The organism is Enterobacter cloacae complex sp. 382A5 (assembly GCF_050031095.1).
In the GTDB taxonomy this organism is placed as follows: domain Bacteria; phylum Pseudomonadota; class Gammaproteobacteria; order Enterobacterales; family Enterobacteriaceae; genus Enterobacter; species Enterobacter cloacae.
In genome coordinates this window covers 507231-523884 of sequence record NZ_JBLGVK010000001.1, presented here as the reverse complement: position 1 = coordinate 523884, position 16654 = coordinate 507231, and the positions used below count along the sequence as shown (strand labels likewise).

Annotated in this window: 10 protein-coding genes; 5 read left to right on the top strand and 5 right to left on the bottom strand. The window is 58.2% G+C overall.

Features of this window, described 5'->3' with window-relative positions; genetic code table 11:
* Positions 1–63: 63 nt before the first annotated feature.
* Together ACQG2G_RS02465 and mgtA are read right to left on the bottom strand one after the other, a co-directional pair.
* Positions 64–2445 (bottom strand): beta-N-acetylhexosaminidase, encoded by a 2382-nt coding sequence (locus ACQG2G_RS02465; RefSeq protein WP_061771899.1) that lies wholly within the window; start codon positions 2443–2445, stop codon positions 64–66.
* A gap of 290 nt (positions 2446–2735) precedes the next feature.
* Entirely contained in the window at positions 2736–5444 is a 2709-nt protein-coding gene (mgtA, locus tag ACQG2G_RS02460; RefSeq protein ID WP_248105064.1) for a magnesium-translocating P-type ATPase, read from the bottom strand.
* Positions 5445–5835: 391 nt separating this feature from the next.
* On the opposite strand from mgtA, the gene treR reads away from it, so the two are divergent.
* From treR to nrdG, 5 genes are all read left to right on the top strand, one after another.
* Complete coding sequence (gene treR, locus ACQG2G_RS02455; RefSeq protein WP_061771432.1) at positions 5836–6783, top strand: trehalose operon repressor TreR; 948 nt, start codon at positions 5836–5838, stop codon at positions 6781–6783.
* A gap of 127 nt (positions 6784–6910) precedes the next feature.
* Positions 6911–8329 (top strand): PTS trehalose transporter subunit IIBC, encoded by a 1419-nt coding sequence (gene treB, locus ACQG2G_RS02450; protein ID WP_061773030.1) that lies wholly within the window; start codon positions 6911–6913, stop codon positions 8327–8329.
* Between the two features lie 51 nt (positions 8330–8380).
* The gene (gene treC / locus ACQG2G_RS02445; RefSeq protein ID WP_061771433.1) at positions 8381–10024 is read left to right on the top strand and encodes an alpha,alpha-phosphotrehalase; all 1644 of its coding nucleotides are present in this window, start codon (positions 8381–8383) and stop codon (positions 10022–10024) included.
* 373 nt (positions 10025–10397) lie between these two features.
* Entirely contained in the window at positions 10398–12536 is a 2139-nt protein-coding gene (gene nrdD, locus ACQG2G_RS02440) for an anaerobic ribonucleoside-triphosphate reductase (RefSeq protein WP_013095357.1), read from the top strand.
* A 136-nt stretch (positions 12537–12672) separates the two neighbouring features.
* The gene (gene nrdG, locus ACQG2G_RS02435) at positions 12673–13137 is read left to right on the top strand and encodes an anaerobic ribonucleoside-triphosphate reductase-activating protein (protein WP_014830449.1); all 465 of its coding nucleotides are present in this window, start codon (positions 12673–12675) and stop codon (positions 13135–13137) included.
* A 91-nt stretch (positions 13138–13228) separates the two neighbouring features.
* Here the strand turns inward: nrdG and ACQG2G_RS02430 are convergent, their stop codons facing one another.
* From ACQG2G_RS02430 to ACQG2G_RS02420, 3 genes are all read right to left on the bottom strand, one after another.
* A complete protein-coding gene (locus tag ACQG2G_RS02430) occupies positions 13229–13471 on the bottom strand; it encodes a type II toxin-antitoxin system RelB/DinJ family antitoxin (protein ID WP_008501400.1) in 243 nt (80 codons plus the stop codon).
* A 77-nt stretch (positions 13472–13548) separates the two neighbouring features.
* Positions 13549–15459, bottom strand: coding sequence for a BglG family transcription antiterminator (locus tag ACQG2G_RS02425; protein WP_038418562.1), 1911 nt, complete (start codon positions 15457–15459; stop codon positions 13549–13551).
* Positions 15460–15478: 19 nt separating this feature from the next.
* On the bottom strand, positions 15479–16615 hold the full coding sequence (locus tag ACQG2G_RS02420) for a lactonase family protein (RefSeq protein ID WP_061771434.1): 1137 nt from the start codon (positions 16613–16615) through the stop codon (positions 15479–15481).
* Positions 16616–16654 lie beyond the last annotated feature (39 nt).

Below are 16654 nucleotides of genomic sequence, written 5' to 3'. Positions count from 1 at the left end.
AGGGAACCGATCGAGCCCCTCGCCCCTTTGGGGAGAGGGGTTGGGGTGAGGGGGTTTTTCCTACTAATTCCGCGTCGCGCGCAGCAGCGTCTCCAGCGGGTACACCGCCGCAATCACCACTTCGTCCTGAACCTTCGCCGCGTTATCCAGCTCGCTCTGAATTGAGGCGATCTCTTTATCGTCCAGCGTGCCCTGACGCGCCACCAGATCGGTGAGCCTCAGGCCAATCGAGGCCAGCTTGTCCACCTCCTGAATCACCGGCTTGATCGCCTTCAGCTGATAGCTGTTTTCACTCAGTGCCAGCGCGTCGCTGGTATTGCTCTGCCAGCGGTTAAACACATGGCGCAGCGCGTCGGCACTTTCGGTATCCTCGGCGTCGCTTACCAGACGGTCGGCCCATTTGTTCATCTGGCGCACGGTGGCGCTTTCGGCGTTCAGCGCATCCGCGAAGCGGTTGAGCGGCTCAAACTGATGGTAGTTTCCGGCCTGGAATTTGAGATGCTGACGAGTGTAATACTGCGCAGGCTCCACCGCCTGGGCGAGGATTTGCAGCGGCAGCGTATCGGCATTCCCGGCAAGGCGCGTGAACTGCACCTGCTGCTGGGTGTGCTGCTGCAGCCCGACCGAGACCGTCGACCAGCTGTCCATCGCCTGCAGGCGGGTGTACATGTTGTCGACATCGGTAACATCCTGCGCGGACCATAACCGCTCCGCCACCGCAAAGGTACGCGGCCACAGACGGATATCCAGCACCGGTGCCACCATGTTTTCCGCCCACAGCGCGGCTTCTCCGCCAAGCAGATTAACCTGATGCGCGATATCCGGCACCACCGGCGGAGTGCCTTTAGGGACCTCATCCAGACGCGTGCCGCTGATCGGGTAGCGGACATTCCCCACCAGGAAATAACCCGTGAGCTTATCGTTATCAACCGACACCACCGGGCGCGTTTCGCCCATCCAGGTATCAACGGTAAACGTCACCTGATTGTCATCGCGCCACGCAATGTTATCCACCGCGCGGCGGGACTTGCCGGCAAAATCAATAAATCCGCGCCAGCCGGACTCCCCTTTCACCAGCGTAAAGCTGCCTTCGACCGGCTTGCCTTTCAGACGCGGCATGGAGAAGGCCCAGCTCTGGGCGCTGTCGGTGTCGGCAATCACGTCCACGCCGTTTAAGGCCTGCGGCACGATCTCATTGCGGTAGTGGTAAGCGGTGGACTGCGGCTGATCGAGATAGAAGCCCGTCGAGAGGATCCCTTTGTAGCCGTTCTGCGCCACCTGTCCCAGCGCATCCTGCCCCTGCCAGGACTGGATCAGAATGCTTTTGGGCAGATCGGGATGGTAGATCTCATCCCAGCCCACCATCTGCCGGTGGTGTTTTTCAAGGATCGTTTCCAGCTTGCGGTTGAAATACGCCTGCAGCGCGTGGCTGTCCGCCAGCTTGTGGTCGCGCATAAACTGCAGAATGGCCGGATTCGCTTTCCACTGGCTGTCGTCCACCTCATCGCCACCGATATGAAGATAAGGATCGGGGAAGATCGCCGCCAGTTCGCTGACCATCGCGTCAGCAAAGGCGTAAGTAGCCTCTTTGGTCGGATCCAGCACCGGCTTTAAGACTCCCCAGTGGCGCTCCATTTCGTACGGCCCCGGCGCGCTCATCAGCGCCGGGTAGGCCACGGCAATGGCCGAGGCGTGGCCCGGCATATCGATCTCCGGCACCACGCGGATACCGCGCTCGGCAGCATAGCGGACAATCTCGCGCATCTGCTCTGGCGTGTAGAACAGCCCGTCGCTGGCAAGCTGGGTCAGCTTAGGATAGCGCTTTGAGCTGAAACGCCAGCCCTGATCGTCGGTTAAATGCCAGTGCAGCACGTTGAGTTTTGCCGCGGCCATACCGTCGATCTGGCGTTTGATATCCGCCAGCGGGATAAAGTGGCGCGCCGAGTCCAGCAGCAGCCCGCGCCACGGGAAGCGCGGGGAATCTTCAATGGTCACCCACGGTACAGAGGTGTTTTCCGCGCCGTTTTGCACCAGCTGGAGCAGCGTTTCCATGGCGCGCAGCGCGCCGAAGCGCGTGTTGGCAGATATATCAATGCCGTTGGCATCCACCGACAGCCTGTAGCTTTCGTCGCTGTCCGGCAGCGGCTGCGGCTTCACTTTTTTGGCGATGGCAATGCGGATGGTCGGTTTTTCGGGTTTGTCGGCCTGCGGCTGCAGCGTCCAGCCGGTTTGCAGGGCAATGCGCTGGCGCAGGCGGTTAACGGCGTCACCGAGATCGTCTCCGCTGACGCTTACGGAGAGTTGATTATTAAGCACCAGCGCGCCCTGAGTGGTCGGGCGTTCAACCTTCGCAGGCCAGGGCATCAGGGGAAGATCGCCTGCCGGGGCGGCAAACGCTGACGCGCCGAGCAGCAGCCCGGCGGTTAAGAGGCTGTACCGTAACATGAATGTTCCTTATCTGACGGGCCAAATATCCCCGTCATACTTCAAGTTGCCTGTGCGTTGGCTGCACTCGTTCACCCCGGTCACTTACTTATGTAAGCTCCCGGGGATTCACTCCCTTGCCGCCTTCATGCAACTCGAATTATTTAGGGTATAAAGGCAAAACATTCTGTTAACATGCGCTCAATTTGTCGTCAAGCGAATGCGCCGACGGAGATCACAGGTTGTTGAATTTGAGAGGAAAGCCAGTCCCCTCACCCCGGCCCTCTCCCCAAAGGGGAGAGGGGATGTTTTTACTGCCACCCATACCGACGCGCGTAAAACCCTTTCACCATCTGCGTCAGCACCATATAGCCCGCGAGGATCGCCACCAGCCACGGGAAGTAGCTCAGCGGTAAGGCCTGCAGCTGCAGGTAGCTGGCCAACGGTGAGAACGGCAGCGCAATGCCGAGCGCCATCACAATCCCCGTCATCACAATCAGCGGCCAGGCGGCACGGCTCTGGATGAACGGAATACGACGTGTGCGGATCATATGCACAATCAGCGTTTGCGACAGCAGCCCCACCACGAACCAGCCGGACTGGAACAGGGTCTGATGTTCCGGCGTATTGGCGTGGAACACAAACCACATCAGGCAGAAGGTCAGAATGTCAAAGATGGAGCTGATCGGGCCAAAGAAGAGCATAAAACGCCCCAGATCCGCCGGGTTCCAGCGCTGCGGCTTCTGGATCTGCTCGTCGTCGACGTTATCAAACGGGATCGCCACCTGAGAGACATCGTACATCAGGTTCTGGATCAGCAGATGCAGCGGCAGCATCGGCAGGAACGGCAGAAACGCGCTCGCCACCAGCACGCTGAAGACGTTACCGAAGTTGGAGCTGGCGGTCATTTTGATGTATTTCAGCATGTTGGCAAAGGTCCGACGCCCTTCGATCACGCCCTCTTCCAGCACCATCAGGCTCTTTTCCAGCAGGATGATGTCTGCCGCTTCGCGGGCGATGTCCACCGCCCCGTCCACGGAGATACCGATATCCGCCGCACGCAGCGCGGGCGCGTCGTTGATACCATCGCCCATAAAGCCCACCACGTGCCCTTCGCACTTAAGCAGGGTGACGATGCGCTCTTTATGCATCGGCGTCAGGCGGGCAAACAGCGTGGTGTGCCGGGCAAGCTGAGCCAGCTCGTCGTCACTGAGGTGTTCGATATCGCTGCCTACCACCACGTCACCCGCGTCCAGCCCCACTTCGTGGCATACTTTGGCGGCCACCAGCTCGCTGTCGCCGGTAAGAATTTTCACGGTGATCCCGCTGGCCTTCAGCGCTTTCAGCGCCGGAGCGGTGGTCTCTTTCGGCGGATCGAGGAATGCGATATAACCCTCGAGGATCAGATCGGATTCGTCGATACGCTGATAGTCCCCCTCGCGCGCAGGCAGGAATTTGCTCGCCACCGCCACCACCCGCAGCCCCTGACGGTTCAGGTTATCCGTGACGCGTTTGATGCGGCGCAGCATGGTGTCGTCCAGCGGCACGATGTCGCCGTTGTAATGCACCTGGGTGGAAACATTGAGGATCTCCTGCAACGCGCCTTTGCAGATCAGCTGATGTACATCCGGCTGCTCGCTGACCACCACCGACATCCGGCGGCGCTCAAAATCGAACGGGATCTCATCCACCTTCTGCCAGCGGCCAGAGAGTGAGCGGGCAGACTCTTCATCCACCCCTTCCAGCACCGCAACATCGAGCAGATTTTTCAGCCCGGTCTGGTAGTGGCTGTTCAGCCAGGCGCTGTGCAGCACGCGTTCGCTGGTTTTACCGGCGATATCGGTGTGGTTCTCCAGCACGATTTTATCCTGCGTCAGCGTGCCGGTTTTGTCGGTGCAGAGAATGTCCATCGCGCCAAAGTTCTGAATGGCGTCGAGGTGTTTGACGATCACCTTCTGTTTTGACAGCTTCACCGCCCCGCGCGCCAGGGTGGAGGTGACAATCATCGGCAGCATTTCCGGCGTTAAGCCAACCGCCACGGAGAGCGCAAACAGCGCGGCTTCCCACCAGTCGCCTTTGGTGTAGCCGTTGATCAGCAGCACAATCGGCGTCATCACCATCATAAAGCGGATCAGCAGCATGCTGACGCGGCCAATCCCTTTCTGGAACGCATTCGGCTCGCTCTCCTGCTCTGTCACACGTCCGGCAAGCTGACCAAACCAGGTATTGCCGCCGGTGGCGGTGACAATCGCCTGCGCCGTGCCGCTGACCACCGTGGTGCCCATAAAGCACAGGGTGTCGCACTCAAGCGGGTTCATCTGCTGCGGATCGCGAGTTCGCGCCACCTTTTCCACCGGCAGGGACTCCCCGGTGAGCGAGGCCTGGGCCACGAACAGATCGCGCGCCTGGATGATGCGTAAATCCGCCGGGATCATATCCCCGGCGGCGAGCTTCACCAGATCGCCCGGCACCAGCTGGTCGATGGGCAGTTCGACCCAGGCGTTTTCACCCAGATCGTTAATGACTCGCGACACGGTCGCGGTGTTGCTGACCATCGCCTTCAGGGCATCCGCCGCTTTGGTGGAGCGCGCTTCCTGGATAAAGTTCAGCAGCGTGGAGATCCCCACCATCAGGGCGATAACGCCCGCGGCAAACAGATCTTCAGTGGCGTAAGAGATAATGCCCAGCACCGTCAGTAGCAGGTTGAAGGGGTTGCGGTAGCAGATCCACAGATGCACCCACCACGGTGCCGGTTTTTGCGCCGGGATAAGGTTATCGCCATGCACGGCCCGGATTTTTTGCACTTCAGCCGCATTCAGCCCTTCCGGGTGTCCGTTAAAGGCGCGCCAGACTTCGTTCTCATCCATCGCCGCCACGTTAAGGCAACGCTCGGTCAGGCTGGCGGGAATAGTGGCGCCGGAGAAATTTTTGCCGTTTGGCAGCGGATCGCGCTGAACCAGACGGTGTGGCAGGTGGCGGCTCAGCAGCGCCTGCAGCTGCCGGGTGATATTTTTAAACATAGTCATTCCCCCGCATCCGCCTGGGCGGACGCAGTCATTCCTGCAGGCGTGGCAAAGCCGTACCTGACAGGCACTTAAATTTTCAAGCAGGAACGTTCAGAACGTTGCTGCCTCACATCACCGGTGAGACAGCACAAGGCTGGCTTACCGGAAAGAAGGGGTTCTCCTGATCAGGAGAGGTGTGGGATCGGGATCCATGTCGCCTCCGGTAAGTAAAAATAAGGGGTACGCCGCGCAGTATAAGGATTTAACCGTACCCTAAGCGGCGCGTCGGGCGGTATTATACCCACCCTCAAATAAACCGAACGTAAACCAGACTTTGCCCATAGCGAATTAGCGCTATAGCATTAGGCTCATTTGACACCGTTATCGTTGTTACAGGGAATACAGCATGCAAAACCGCCTTACGATTAAAGACATTGCGCGTTTAAGCGGCGTGGGGAAATCCACCGTGTCGCGCGTGCTGAACAACGAGAGCGGTGTCAGCGAACGCACGCGCGAGCGCGTCGAGGCGGTGATGAATCAGCACGGGTTTTCCCCTTCCCGTTCCGCACGCGCCATGCGCGGACAGAGCGATAAAGTGGTCGCCATTATTGTCTCGCGTCTGGATTCTCTCTCTGAAAATCTCGCCGTACAAACCATGCTGCCCGCCTTCTATGAGCAGGGTTACGATCCAATCATGATGGAGAGCCAGTTCTCACCACAGCTGGTGGAAGAGCATCTGGGGATGCTGGCGCGACGCAACATCGACGGGGTGGTCCTGTTTGGCTTTACCGGCATTAAAGAAGAGATGCTCAAACCCTGGCAACCCTCGCTGGTCTTGCTGGCACGCGATGCCCACGGATTTGCGTCCGTCTGCTATGACGATGAAGGGGCGATTATTATCCTGATGCAGCGTCTGTACGATAAAGGCCATCGTCATATCAGCTATCTTGGCGTACCGCACGCGGACGTCACCACCGGCAAACGCCGTCACGAAGCCTATCTGGCGTTTTGCAAAAAGCACAACCTCTCTGCCGTAGCTTCCCTGCCCGGGCTTGGCATGAAGCAGGGCTATGAACAGGTCGCCAGCGTGCTGACCCCGCAGACCACCGCGCTGGTGTGCGCGACCGATACCCTGGCGCTGGGTGCGAGCAAATATTTACAGGAACAGCGCATCGACGACCTGCAGGTTGCCAGCGTAGGCAGTACCCCGCTGATGAAGTTCCTGCACCCGGAGATCATCACCGTCGATCCGGGCTACGCCGAGTCCGGCCGTCAGGCGGCCGCACAGCTGATTGAGCAGATCAACGGGCGCGCAGAACCCCGCCAAATCGTCATTCCAGTCCATCTTTCATAACCCCCATAAATCGGTTTATTGTGATCTTCGCCCGATTTCGGGAACGTTCCCATTTTCGCCGTCCCGCTGAAGGAGTAGGCTTGCGCTCAGGTCATTACACCCCTCCCATCTGTCATGAGGTTTCATGATGAGTAAAGTCAAACAAGCAGATATCGATCAACTGATCGTCCTGGTGGGCGGTCGCGAAAACATCGCGACGGTCAGCCATTGCATTACCCGCCTGCGCTTCGTGCTGAACGATCCGGCTAAAGCCGATCCGAAAGCGATTGAAGCGCTTTCGATGGTGAAAGGCTGCTTCACCAACGCCGGGCAGTTCCAGGTGGTTATTGGTACCGAAGTGGGCGATTACTATCAGGCTCTGCTCGCCACTACCGGGCACAGCGCAGCGGATAAAGAGCAGGCTAAAAAGGCCGCGCGCCAGAATATGAAATGGCACGAGCAGCTTATCTCCCACTTCGCAGAGATCTTCTTCCCGCTGCTGCCGGCGCTGATCAGCGGGGGCTTAATTTTAGGCTTCCGTAACGTCATCGGTGATGTGCCGATGAGCGACGGCAAAACCCTGGCGCAGATGTACCCGGCGCTGAAAACCATTTACGACTTCCTGTGGCTGATTGGCGAAGCGATCTTCTTCTATCTGCCGGTGGGGATTTGCTGGTCCGCCGTACGCAAAATGGGCGGTACCCCGATTCTGGGTATCGTACTCGGCGTAACGCTGGTCTCTCCGCAGTTAATGAACGCTTACTTACTTGGCCAGCAGGCGCCGGAAGTGTGGAACTTTGGCCTGTTCACCATCGCCAAAGTGGGCTATCAGGCGCAGGTTATCCCGGCATTGCTGGCGGGTCTGGCGCTGGGCTTTATTGAGACGCGCCTGAAACGCATCGTGCCAGATTACCTCTATCTGGTGGTGGTGCCGGTCTGCTCGCTGATCCTGGCGGTGTTCCTGGCGCACGCCTTTATCGGTCCGTTTGGCCGCATGATCGGCGACGGCGTGGCCTTTGCCGTCCGTCACCTGATGACCGGCAGCTTCGCGCCGATTGGTGCCGCACTGTTCGGCTTCCTGTACGCCCCGCTGGTGATCACCGGCGTACACCAGACCACGCTGGCGATTGATATGCAGATGATCCAGAGCCTTGGCGGCACGCCGGTCTGGCCGATTATCGCGCTGTCTAACATCGCTCAGGCATCTGCCGTAACGGGCATTATTCTGGTCAGCCGTAAGCATAACGAGCGTGAAATTTCCGTTCCGGCCGCCATCTCCGCGTATCTCGGCGTCACCGAACCGGCGATGTACGGTATCAACCTGAAATACCGCTTCCCGATGCTCTGCGCCATGATCGGCTCGGGTCTGGCGGGTCTGGTGTGTGGTCTCAACGGCGTGATGGCGAACGGCATCGGCGTTGGTGGCCTGCCGGGTATTCTCTCCATTCAGCCCGCCTTCTGGCAGGTGTTTGCCCTGGCGATGGCCATTGCGATCATCGTCCCTATGGCGCTCACCACCGTGGTTTACCAGCGTAAGTTCCGTCAGGGCGCGCTGCAGATTGTTTAACTTCATCTTTCGGGGCGCAGTTGCGCCCCTTCGCATTTGCAGGAACGCATTATGAATACCCTTCCTCACTGGTGGCAGAACGGGGTCATCTATCAGATTTACCCAAAAAGTTTTCAGGACACGACCGGCAGCGGCACCGGCGATTTGCGCGGCGTGACGCAGCGGCTGGACTACCTGAAAACCCTCGGTATTGACGCCATCTGGCTGACGCCGTTTTACATCTCCCCGCAGGTGGATAACGGCTACGACGTGGCGAATTACACCGCCATCGATCCGGCGTACGGCACGCTGGATGACTTTGACGAGCTGGTCGCCCGGGCGCATGAACGCGGCATTCGCATCGTGCTGGATATGGTGTTTAACCACACGTCAACCCAGCACGCCTGGTTCCGTGAATCACTGAATAAAGCCAGCCCGTACCGCCAGTTTTATATCTGGCGCGACGGCACGCCGGAGCAGCTTCCCAACAACTGGCGCTCCAAATTCGGCGGCAACGCCTGGCGCTGGCACGCCGAGAGCGAGCAGTATTATCTGCACCTCTTCGCCCCGGAGCAGGCGGACCTCAACTGGGAGAATCCGGCCGTGCGCGCTGAACTGAAAAAGGTGTGCGAGTTCTGGGCCGATCGCGGCGTGGACGGCCTGCGTCTGGATGTGATTAACCTGATTTCGAAAGACCAGGCTTTCCCGAATGACGATATTGGCGACGGTCGCCGCTTCTACACCGATGGGCCGCGCATTCATGAATATCTCCGGGAGATGAGCCGCGACGTCTTTACGCCGCGTAATCTGATGACAGTGGGCGAGATGTCCTCCACCTCGCTGGAGAACTGCCAGCAGTATGCGTCTCTCGACGGGCGCGAGCTGTCGATGACCTTTAACTTCCATCATCTGAAGGTGGATTACCCCGGCGGCGAAAAATGGACGCTGGCAAAACCGGATTTCGTGGCGCTGAAAACCCTCTTCAACCACTGGCAGCAGGGGATGCATAACAAAGCGTGGAACGCGCTGTTCTGGTGTAACCACGATCAGCCGCGCATTGTGTCGCGCTTTGGCGATGAAGGCGAATACCGCGTACCGGCGGCGAAGATGCTGGGCATGGTGCTGCACGGGATGCAGGGCACGCCGTATATCTATCAGGGTGAAGAGCTTGGCATGACCAACCCGCACTTCAGCCGCATCACCGATTACCGCGACGTGGAAAGCCTGAACATGTTCGCCGAACTGCGGGCTAACGGCCGCGATCCGAACGAACTCCTGGCGATTCTGGCGAGTAAGTCGCGCGATAACGGGCGCACGCCGATGCAGTGGGATGCCTCGCACAATGCGGGCTTTACCGAAGGTGAGCCGTGGATTGGCGTCTGCGACAACTACGAGACGGTCAACGCCCGCGCGGCGCTGGACGATCCCGATTCGGTGTTTTATACCTACCAGTCGCTGATTCGCCTGCGCAAAACCCTGCCGGTGCTGACGTGGGGCGATTATCAGGATCTGCTGCCGGAACATCCGTTCCTGTGGTGTTATCGCCGCCAGTGGCAGGGGCAAACCCTGGTGGTAGTGGCTAACCTTAGCCATCAGTCTCATGAATGGGAATCAGGCGTTCTCAGCGGTGAGTGGCAGGCCGTAATGAGTAACTACCCGGCCCCACATACCGCCACGCTACGTCCGTTTGAAGCCGTCTGGTGGCTACAGGCGTAATCTCCCGCCGGGCGTAACAGCAGCGCCCGGCTTACTTTACTGTTTTTGTTGAATAATTAATCAGATTTTTCCTTTGCGGATTTACATTCGCTCCAGCGCCCGCCGTTTGTACTCTCGTCTTTTTACTTTGTTCTGAATCAAAAAAATCGCAAACATGTTTGATGCAAATCACTATATGTAGCACTTAAAATGCTGGCCGACCCAACATCTTGTATTTATCGTCTACTATTCCAACAACAACACGGCGACTCCGCTCTCCGGGATTGTGGATAACAAGGGTCGGGAACGCGGGAAGTCATTGGGCTGGCTGATAATCCACCTGGTGCATACTTCCCCACCTCTGTGGATAACCTGTTTTTAAAATGGAGTGATCATGACACCGCATGTGATGAAACGTGATGGCTGTAAAGTGCCGTTTAAATCAGAGCGCATTCAGGAAGCCATTCTGCGTGCAGCTAAAGCAGCGGGAGTCGATGACGCAGATTACTGCGCCACCGTCGCAGACGTCGTTAGCCGCCAGATGAACGAACGCAGCCAGGTGGATATCAGCGAGATCCAGACTGCGGTTGAGAACCAGCTGATGTCTGGTCCTTACAAGCAGTTAGCGCGCGCTTATATTGAGTACCGCCACGACCGCGACGTCCAGCGTGAAAAACGCGGCCGCCTGAATCAGGAAATCCGGGGTCTGGTCGAGCAGACCAACTCCGCCCTGCTCAATGAAAACGCCAATAAAGACAGCAAGGTGATCCCAACCCAGCGCGACCTGCTGGCCGGTATCGTGGCTAAACACTACGCCCGTCAGCATCTGTTGCCGCGCGACGTGGTATCGGCGCACGAGCGCGGAGAGATCCACTACCACGATCTCGACTACTCGCCGTTCTTCCCGATGTTTAACTGCATGCTGATCGACCTCAAAGGCATGCTGACCCACGGTTTTAAAATGGGTAACGCCGAGATTGAGCCGCCGAAGTCTATCTCCACGGCGACGGCCGTCACGGCGCAGATTATCGCCCAGGTCGCGAGCCACATTTACGGCGGCACCACCATTAACCGCATTGATGAAGTGCTGGCCCCGTTTGTTACTGCAAGCTTTAAGAAGCACCGTAAAACGGCGGAAGAGTGGCAGATCCCCGATGCTGACGGCTACGCCCATTCCCGCACCGAGAAAGAGTGCTATGACGCGTTCCAGTCGCTGGAGTACGAGGTGAACACGCTGCATACCGCGAATGGTCAGACGCCGTTTGTCACGTTCGGCTTTGGTCTGGGAACCAGCTGGGAGTCGCGTCTGATTCAGCAGTCCATTCTGCGTAACCGTATCTCCGGTCTTGGCAAAAACCGCAAAACGGCGGTGTTCCCGAAACTGGTGTTCGCCATCCGCGACGGTCTGAACCATAAGTTTGGTGACCCGAACTACGACATTAAACAGCTGGCGCTGGAGTGTGCGAGCAAGCGCATGTATCCGGACATTCTTAACTACGACCAGGTGGTGAAAGTCACCGGTTCGTTTAAAACCCCGATGGGCTGTCGCAGCTTCCTCGGCGTGTATGAGGACGAAAATGGTGAGCAGGTGCATGACGGCCGCAACAACCTGGGCGTGATCAGCCTGAACCTGCCGCGCATCGCGCTGGAAGCCAAAGGAAATGAAGACGCCTTCTGGGCGCTGCTGGATGAACGTTTACAGCTGGCGCGTAAAGCGCTGATGACCCGCATCGCCCGTCTGGAAGGGGTCAAGGCACGCGTGGCACCGATCCTCTATATGGAAGGGGCCTGCGGCGTACGTCTGAAAGCGGACGACGATGTGTCTGAGATCTTCAAAAACGGTCGTGCGTCGATCTCGCTGGGCTATATCGGCATTCACGAAACCATCAACGCCCTGTTTGGCAACACGCATATGTATGACAGCGACGCGCTGCGCGAGAAAGGCATCGCCATTGTTCAGCGCCTGCGCGACGCCGTTGACCAGTGGAAAGAAGAGACCGGCTACGGCTTTAGCCTGTACAGTACGCCGAGCGAAAACCTGTGTGACCGTTTCTGCCGTCTGGACACCGCCGAGTTCGGTATTGTGGAAGGGGTGACTGATAAAGGTTACTACACCAACAGCTTCCACCTGGACGTGGAGAAAAAGGTTAACCCGTACGACAAAATTGACTTTGAAGCGGCCTATCCCCCTATCGCCAGCGGCGGCTTTATCTGCTACGGCGAATACCCGAACATCCAGCACAACCTTAAAGCGCTGGAAGACGTGTGGGATTACAGCTATCAGCACGTGCCGTATTACGGCACCAACACGCCTATCGACGAGTGCTACGAGTGCGGCTTTACCGGCGAGTTTGAGTGTACCAGTAAAGGCTTTACCTGCCCGAAATGCGGCAACCACGATGCGGCCCGCGTATCGGTAACCCGCCGCGTGTGCGGCTATCTTGGCAGCCCGGATGCGCGTCCGTTTAACGCCGGGAAGCAGGAAGAGGTGAAGCGCCGCGTGAAGCATTTAGGGAATGGGCAGATCGGGTAAGTTCCGTGTTCTCCCCCTCACCCTAGCCCTCTCCCTCAAGGGAGAGGGAACCGATCGAGCACATTGCTAAGCCTGACTCCGGTTTTCTCCCTCTCCCCGTGGGAGAGGGCCGGGGTGAGGGCATCAGGTTAACGCTATGAACTATCACCAGTACTACCCCGTCGACATCGTTAACGGCCCCGGCACCCGCTGCACTCTTTTTGTCTCAGGCTGCGTGCACGAATGCCCTGGCTGCTACAACAAAAGCACCTGGCGGCTCAATTCCGGCATGCCGTTTACCGCCGGGATGGAAGACCGGATCATTAACGACCTCAACGACACCCGCATCAAACGCCAGGGGATTTCGCTCTCCGGCGGCGATCCGCTGCACCCGCAAAACGTGCCGGAGATCCTGAAGCTGGTGAAACGCATTCGCCGCGAGTGCGCAGGAAAAGATATTTGGGTCTGGACGGGCTATAAGCTGGACGAGCTGAACGCGCAGCAAAGGGAAGTGGTGGATCTGATTAACGTGCTGGTCGACGGCAAATTTGTACAGGATTTAAAAGACCCGGCGCTTATCTGGCGCGGCAGCAGTAACCAGGTAGTGCATCATTTGCGGTGAGCATTAGAGCCGTTTGTTTGCATCATGATAAACGGCTGCTTTCTCTTTTTTCACTATCATTCCCTTTAACGCCCTCGGGTCAAATTCCAGTTCATAAGTCATCCAGACTAACCTTAATTCCCTTTTGCGGATTAGCCAGTCGCTCCCGGACTGTCTGTATCAGCGCATCTTCGCTGTCGCTAATCGTGACCGTTTTCACCGGCATGCGTCCCGTCTCCGCAACGTACTGAAACAGGAGTCGCACGGCTTCTGTTGGGGTGATATTGAGTTTTTCCAGCACGGCATAAGCCTCGTTTTTGAGTTTGTCATCCAGACGGACGTTAAGCGTAGCCATTATGCCTCCAGGAGAATCGAATGTGTAATGCAGTTTAGCATTACATTCGCATTACATCGAATTCTGGATAACGCCTCTCAAAACCGGCTCAAACTCTCCATCGCCACCGCCTTAAACTCGGCAAAATTTCCGCAGCTACAGAGTCGTGACATCGCACGTTCGCGCAGGAAGGTGACGAAAATATCGTAGATCGCCATCGCCTCTTCGTATTCGCTTTTGCTGATGGCGAGCAGGAAGATAACGTGGGCGGTTTCGTCGCCCCACTGGACGCCGTGCGGGGCGAGTACGGTGTAGACCACCGTTTTCTGTGCCAGCAGGCCAAGGGAGTGCGGCAGCGCGATGCCGTCGCCGAGCATGGTGCTGACGATGGCTTCACGCTCAACGACCGAGTCGAGGAACTCAGCCCCCACAAAGCCCTCCTCTTCAAGCTGGACGCAGAGTTCGCGGAACAGCGTTTGCTGGTCCACAGGGGCGTTGAGAATACGGAAATGCGCAGCGTCGAAGTATTTGTCCAGCATCCACGGACGGGTTCTGTCCACCAGCACCAGCTTGCCAATCTGCTCCAGCTGGTAGTCCGTCGGGAACGGGGCGATCATCACCACCGGCTTAGACTTTTCACTGACGCGGGCAGTTGAGATCACAAAGTCTTCGTTAATGGATTCCGTCTGCTCGTACTCGCGAAGCGTAAGCGTGCGTGTGACCTCAATCTGCGGGTATTTGCGCTGCAGCACCGCCTCAATCATGCGCACCATGGCATTACCGGCATCGCACACCAGCAGCACGCGCGGCTGGCGCTGGTAGCCAATGTTGTAGTGGCGCTCCAGCCCGACGCCAATATGCAGCACCAGGAAGCCAATCTCGTTTTCGCTGATCACATACGGCGTGTATTTGCCCCAGCTTGAGACTGCCGCCAGCGTCATATCCCACGCCATCGGATAGTGCTGCTTGATGTTATCCAGCAGCGGATTCGGGATCATGATTTGATACCGCACGCGGGTGATCATGGTTTTGATATGGGTAAGCAGATCCGCATGCAGCTGCTCGTCGCTGAGCAGGTTGTAGTTATAGTGGGTGTTGATATAGCGCAGGATGTAGTTGACCAGCGCTTCGTCGTCATCCGCATTGATGGCACTCGGCGCGATATCCTGGATCTGCCGCGCGGCGATATGCACGCACAGCCAGCTCTCTTCCGAAGGGGAAAGCGCTTTGCCCGCCAGCTGCTGAATGGTCACCGCGATATCTTTCGCCGCGTCACGCACATTCTCTTCCACATCTTCGGCGTGGAATTCCGGCAGTGGATACCCCTCGCTGATGCGGCGCACCGACACCGCGCAGTAGAGTCGCAGGAACAGCTCGCCTTCGTCGGTCAGGCGGATGTGATGCCGCGTCAGCGCCTCGTGCAGTACGGGCACCATCTGCTCTGCTACTCCGGCATTGAGCGCCACGTCGGTCACCAGCGGGTTCAGGCTGTCCTGCTGGGCCAGTTCCCAGAGCAGATCGGTCAGACAGGCGCGGGTCGCCATCTCACTGCCAAACAGCTTCATGCCATGGCGTGGACGCGTTTCCAGCGTCAGGTTGTAGCGGTGGAACCACTCACGCACCTCCACCATATCGCTCTGCAGCGTGGCGCGGCTGACGAACCACTCATCGGCCAGGTCTTCCAGCTTGAGTGAAAACGCCGAGGTGAGAAAACGCACCACCAGATAATGCACGCGCTCCGGCCCGGTACGGGGAATGCGCAGCGCACGCGGATGGGAAGCCTGTAGCTGCTGATAACGTACCGCATCGTCAATTTTGAGCTGGTAGCCATTGCCGCGGCTGAGAATAAACTGCGCGCCGTGGCTTGCCAGCAGCGCGTTCAGGGCGGAAATATCCGCCCGGACGGTTCGCGTGGAGACCGACAGCCGCTGCGCCAGCTCGTCCTGCGGCAGCGTCTCGTTTTGCAACAGATCAAAAAGTTGCGCTAAACGTTGGTTCGGAAATCGCACGTCGTTGTCCTCTTACTGCTCAGGGTGAAATGACCATCTGGGATGGGCTGCCGACCGGGGTGTAGTCTGACTCAAAGCTTAGCTTGCCGTCCTGACCGACGCGGAAACGGGTAATGTTGTCGCTGCGCTGGTTCATGACGTACAGCCAGCGCCCCTGTTTATCGAGCGTCAGGGTGCGCGGGTAGTCGCCACGCGTCCAGACATCGTCCTGATGCGTCAGCGTGCCCTCCGCTGTTACGGTAAAGTGCCCGATGCTGTTATGCAAACGGTTAGCCACGTACAGCTGTTTACCATCTGCACTCAGCGCCAGTCCGGCCGCAAAACTGGTGCCTTTGTAACCTTCTGGCAGCGCGGAGAGCGTTTTGCCCTCTTTCAGCCTGCCGTTGCTGTCCAGCGTATAATGGGTGAGCGTAGACGCCTCTTCGTTAATCAGCCACAGCGCATCCCCCTTCGGCGTAAAGACAAAGTGCCGCGGCCCGGCCCCTTTTGAGGAGGCGCTGATAAACGGCGGATCGTTCGGCGTCAGCTTGCCGGCTCGATCGTCAAAGCGGTACTGATAGATACGATCCAGCCCCAGATCGGTGGAAAACACATATTTCCCGCTCGGATCGGCGGCGATCATGTGCGCATGAGGACCATTATGATCGCTGATGGCAAAACTGCCTTCTGCTGCCGCCTCCGGTTTCGCAGCGCCTGGCTCACCCTGATCCTGGTGCCGATCCGTGGCGTCACCCAGGCTGCCATCGGCTTTGATCGGCAGCACTGCGATCGATCCGCTTACGTAGTTCGCCACCAGCAGATGCTGACCCTTCGGCGTGAGCGAAAGATAGACCGGCCCCGCACCGCCGGAGGAGACCTGATTCAGCTCGCTCAGCTCGCCGTTATCATCTATCCGCAGCGCCTGCACCACGCCCTGCTCCACTTCGCTTGCCAGATACAGCGTTTTGCCATCGTGCGAGACGGCCAGCTGCGCGGCGTTCGGCAGCTGACTCACCAGCGTTTTATTGCCGAGCGCGCCGCTTTGCGGGTCAATGGTAAAGCGGTACAGCCCTTCCCCGCTGGGGTTATAGGTACCCACCCAGGCGTACTGCGGCTGGGCGATAGCGGCGTTAGCCAGTAAAGAGAGTGAAGCGACAAGCAGGGTACGGGTGTGCATGATGGCTCCTTTGGGGTTATGCGGTGTGTTCCCCCCTCA

Excerpts from the sequence above, each read along its gene's own strand:
- ACQG2G_RS02465 (WP_061771899.1), bottom strand. The coding sequence starts at position 2,445 with ATGTTACGGTACAGCCTCTTAACCGCCGGGCTGCTGCTCGGCGCGTCA.
- mgtA (WP_248105064.1), bottom strand. The coding sequence starts at position 5,444 with ATGTTTAAAAATATCACCCGGCAGCTGCAGGCGCTGCTGAGCCGCCAC.
- treR (WP_061771432.1), top strand. The coding sequence starts at position 5,836 with ATGCAAAACCGCCTTACGATTAAAGACATTGCGCGTTTAAGCGGCGTG.
- treB (WP_061773030.1), top strand. The coding sequence starts at position 6,911 with ATGAGTAAAGTCAAACAAGCAGATATCGATCAACTGATCGTCCTGGTG.
- treC (WP_061771433.1), top strand. The coding sequence starts at position 8,381 with ATGAATACCCTTCCTCACTGGTGGCAGAACGGGGTCATCTATCAGATT.
- nrdD (WP_013095357.1), top strand. The coding sequence starts at position 10,398 with ATGACACCGCATGTGATGAAACGTGATGGCTGTAAAGTGCCGTTTAAA.
- nrdG (WP_014830449.1), top strand. The coding sequence starts at position 12,673 with ATGAACTATCACCAGTACTACCCCGTCGACATCGTTAACGGCCCCGGC.
- ACQG2G_RS02430 (WP_008501400.1), bottom strand. The coding sequence starts at position 13,471 with ATGGCTACGCTTAACGTCCGTCTGGATGACAAACTCAAAAACGAGGCT.
- ACQG2G_RS02420 (WP_061771434.1), bottom strand. The coding sequence starts at position 16,615 with ATGCACACCCGTACCCTGCTTGTCGCTTCACTCTCTTTACTGGCTAAC.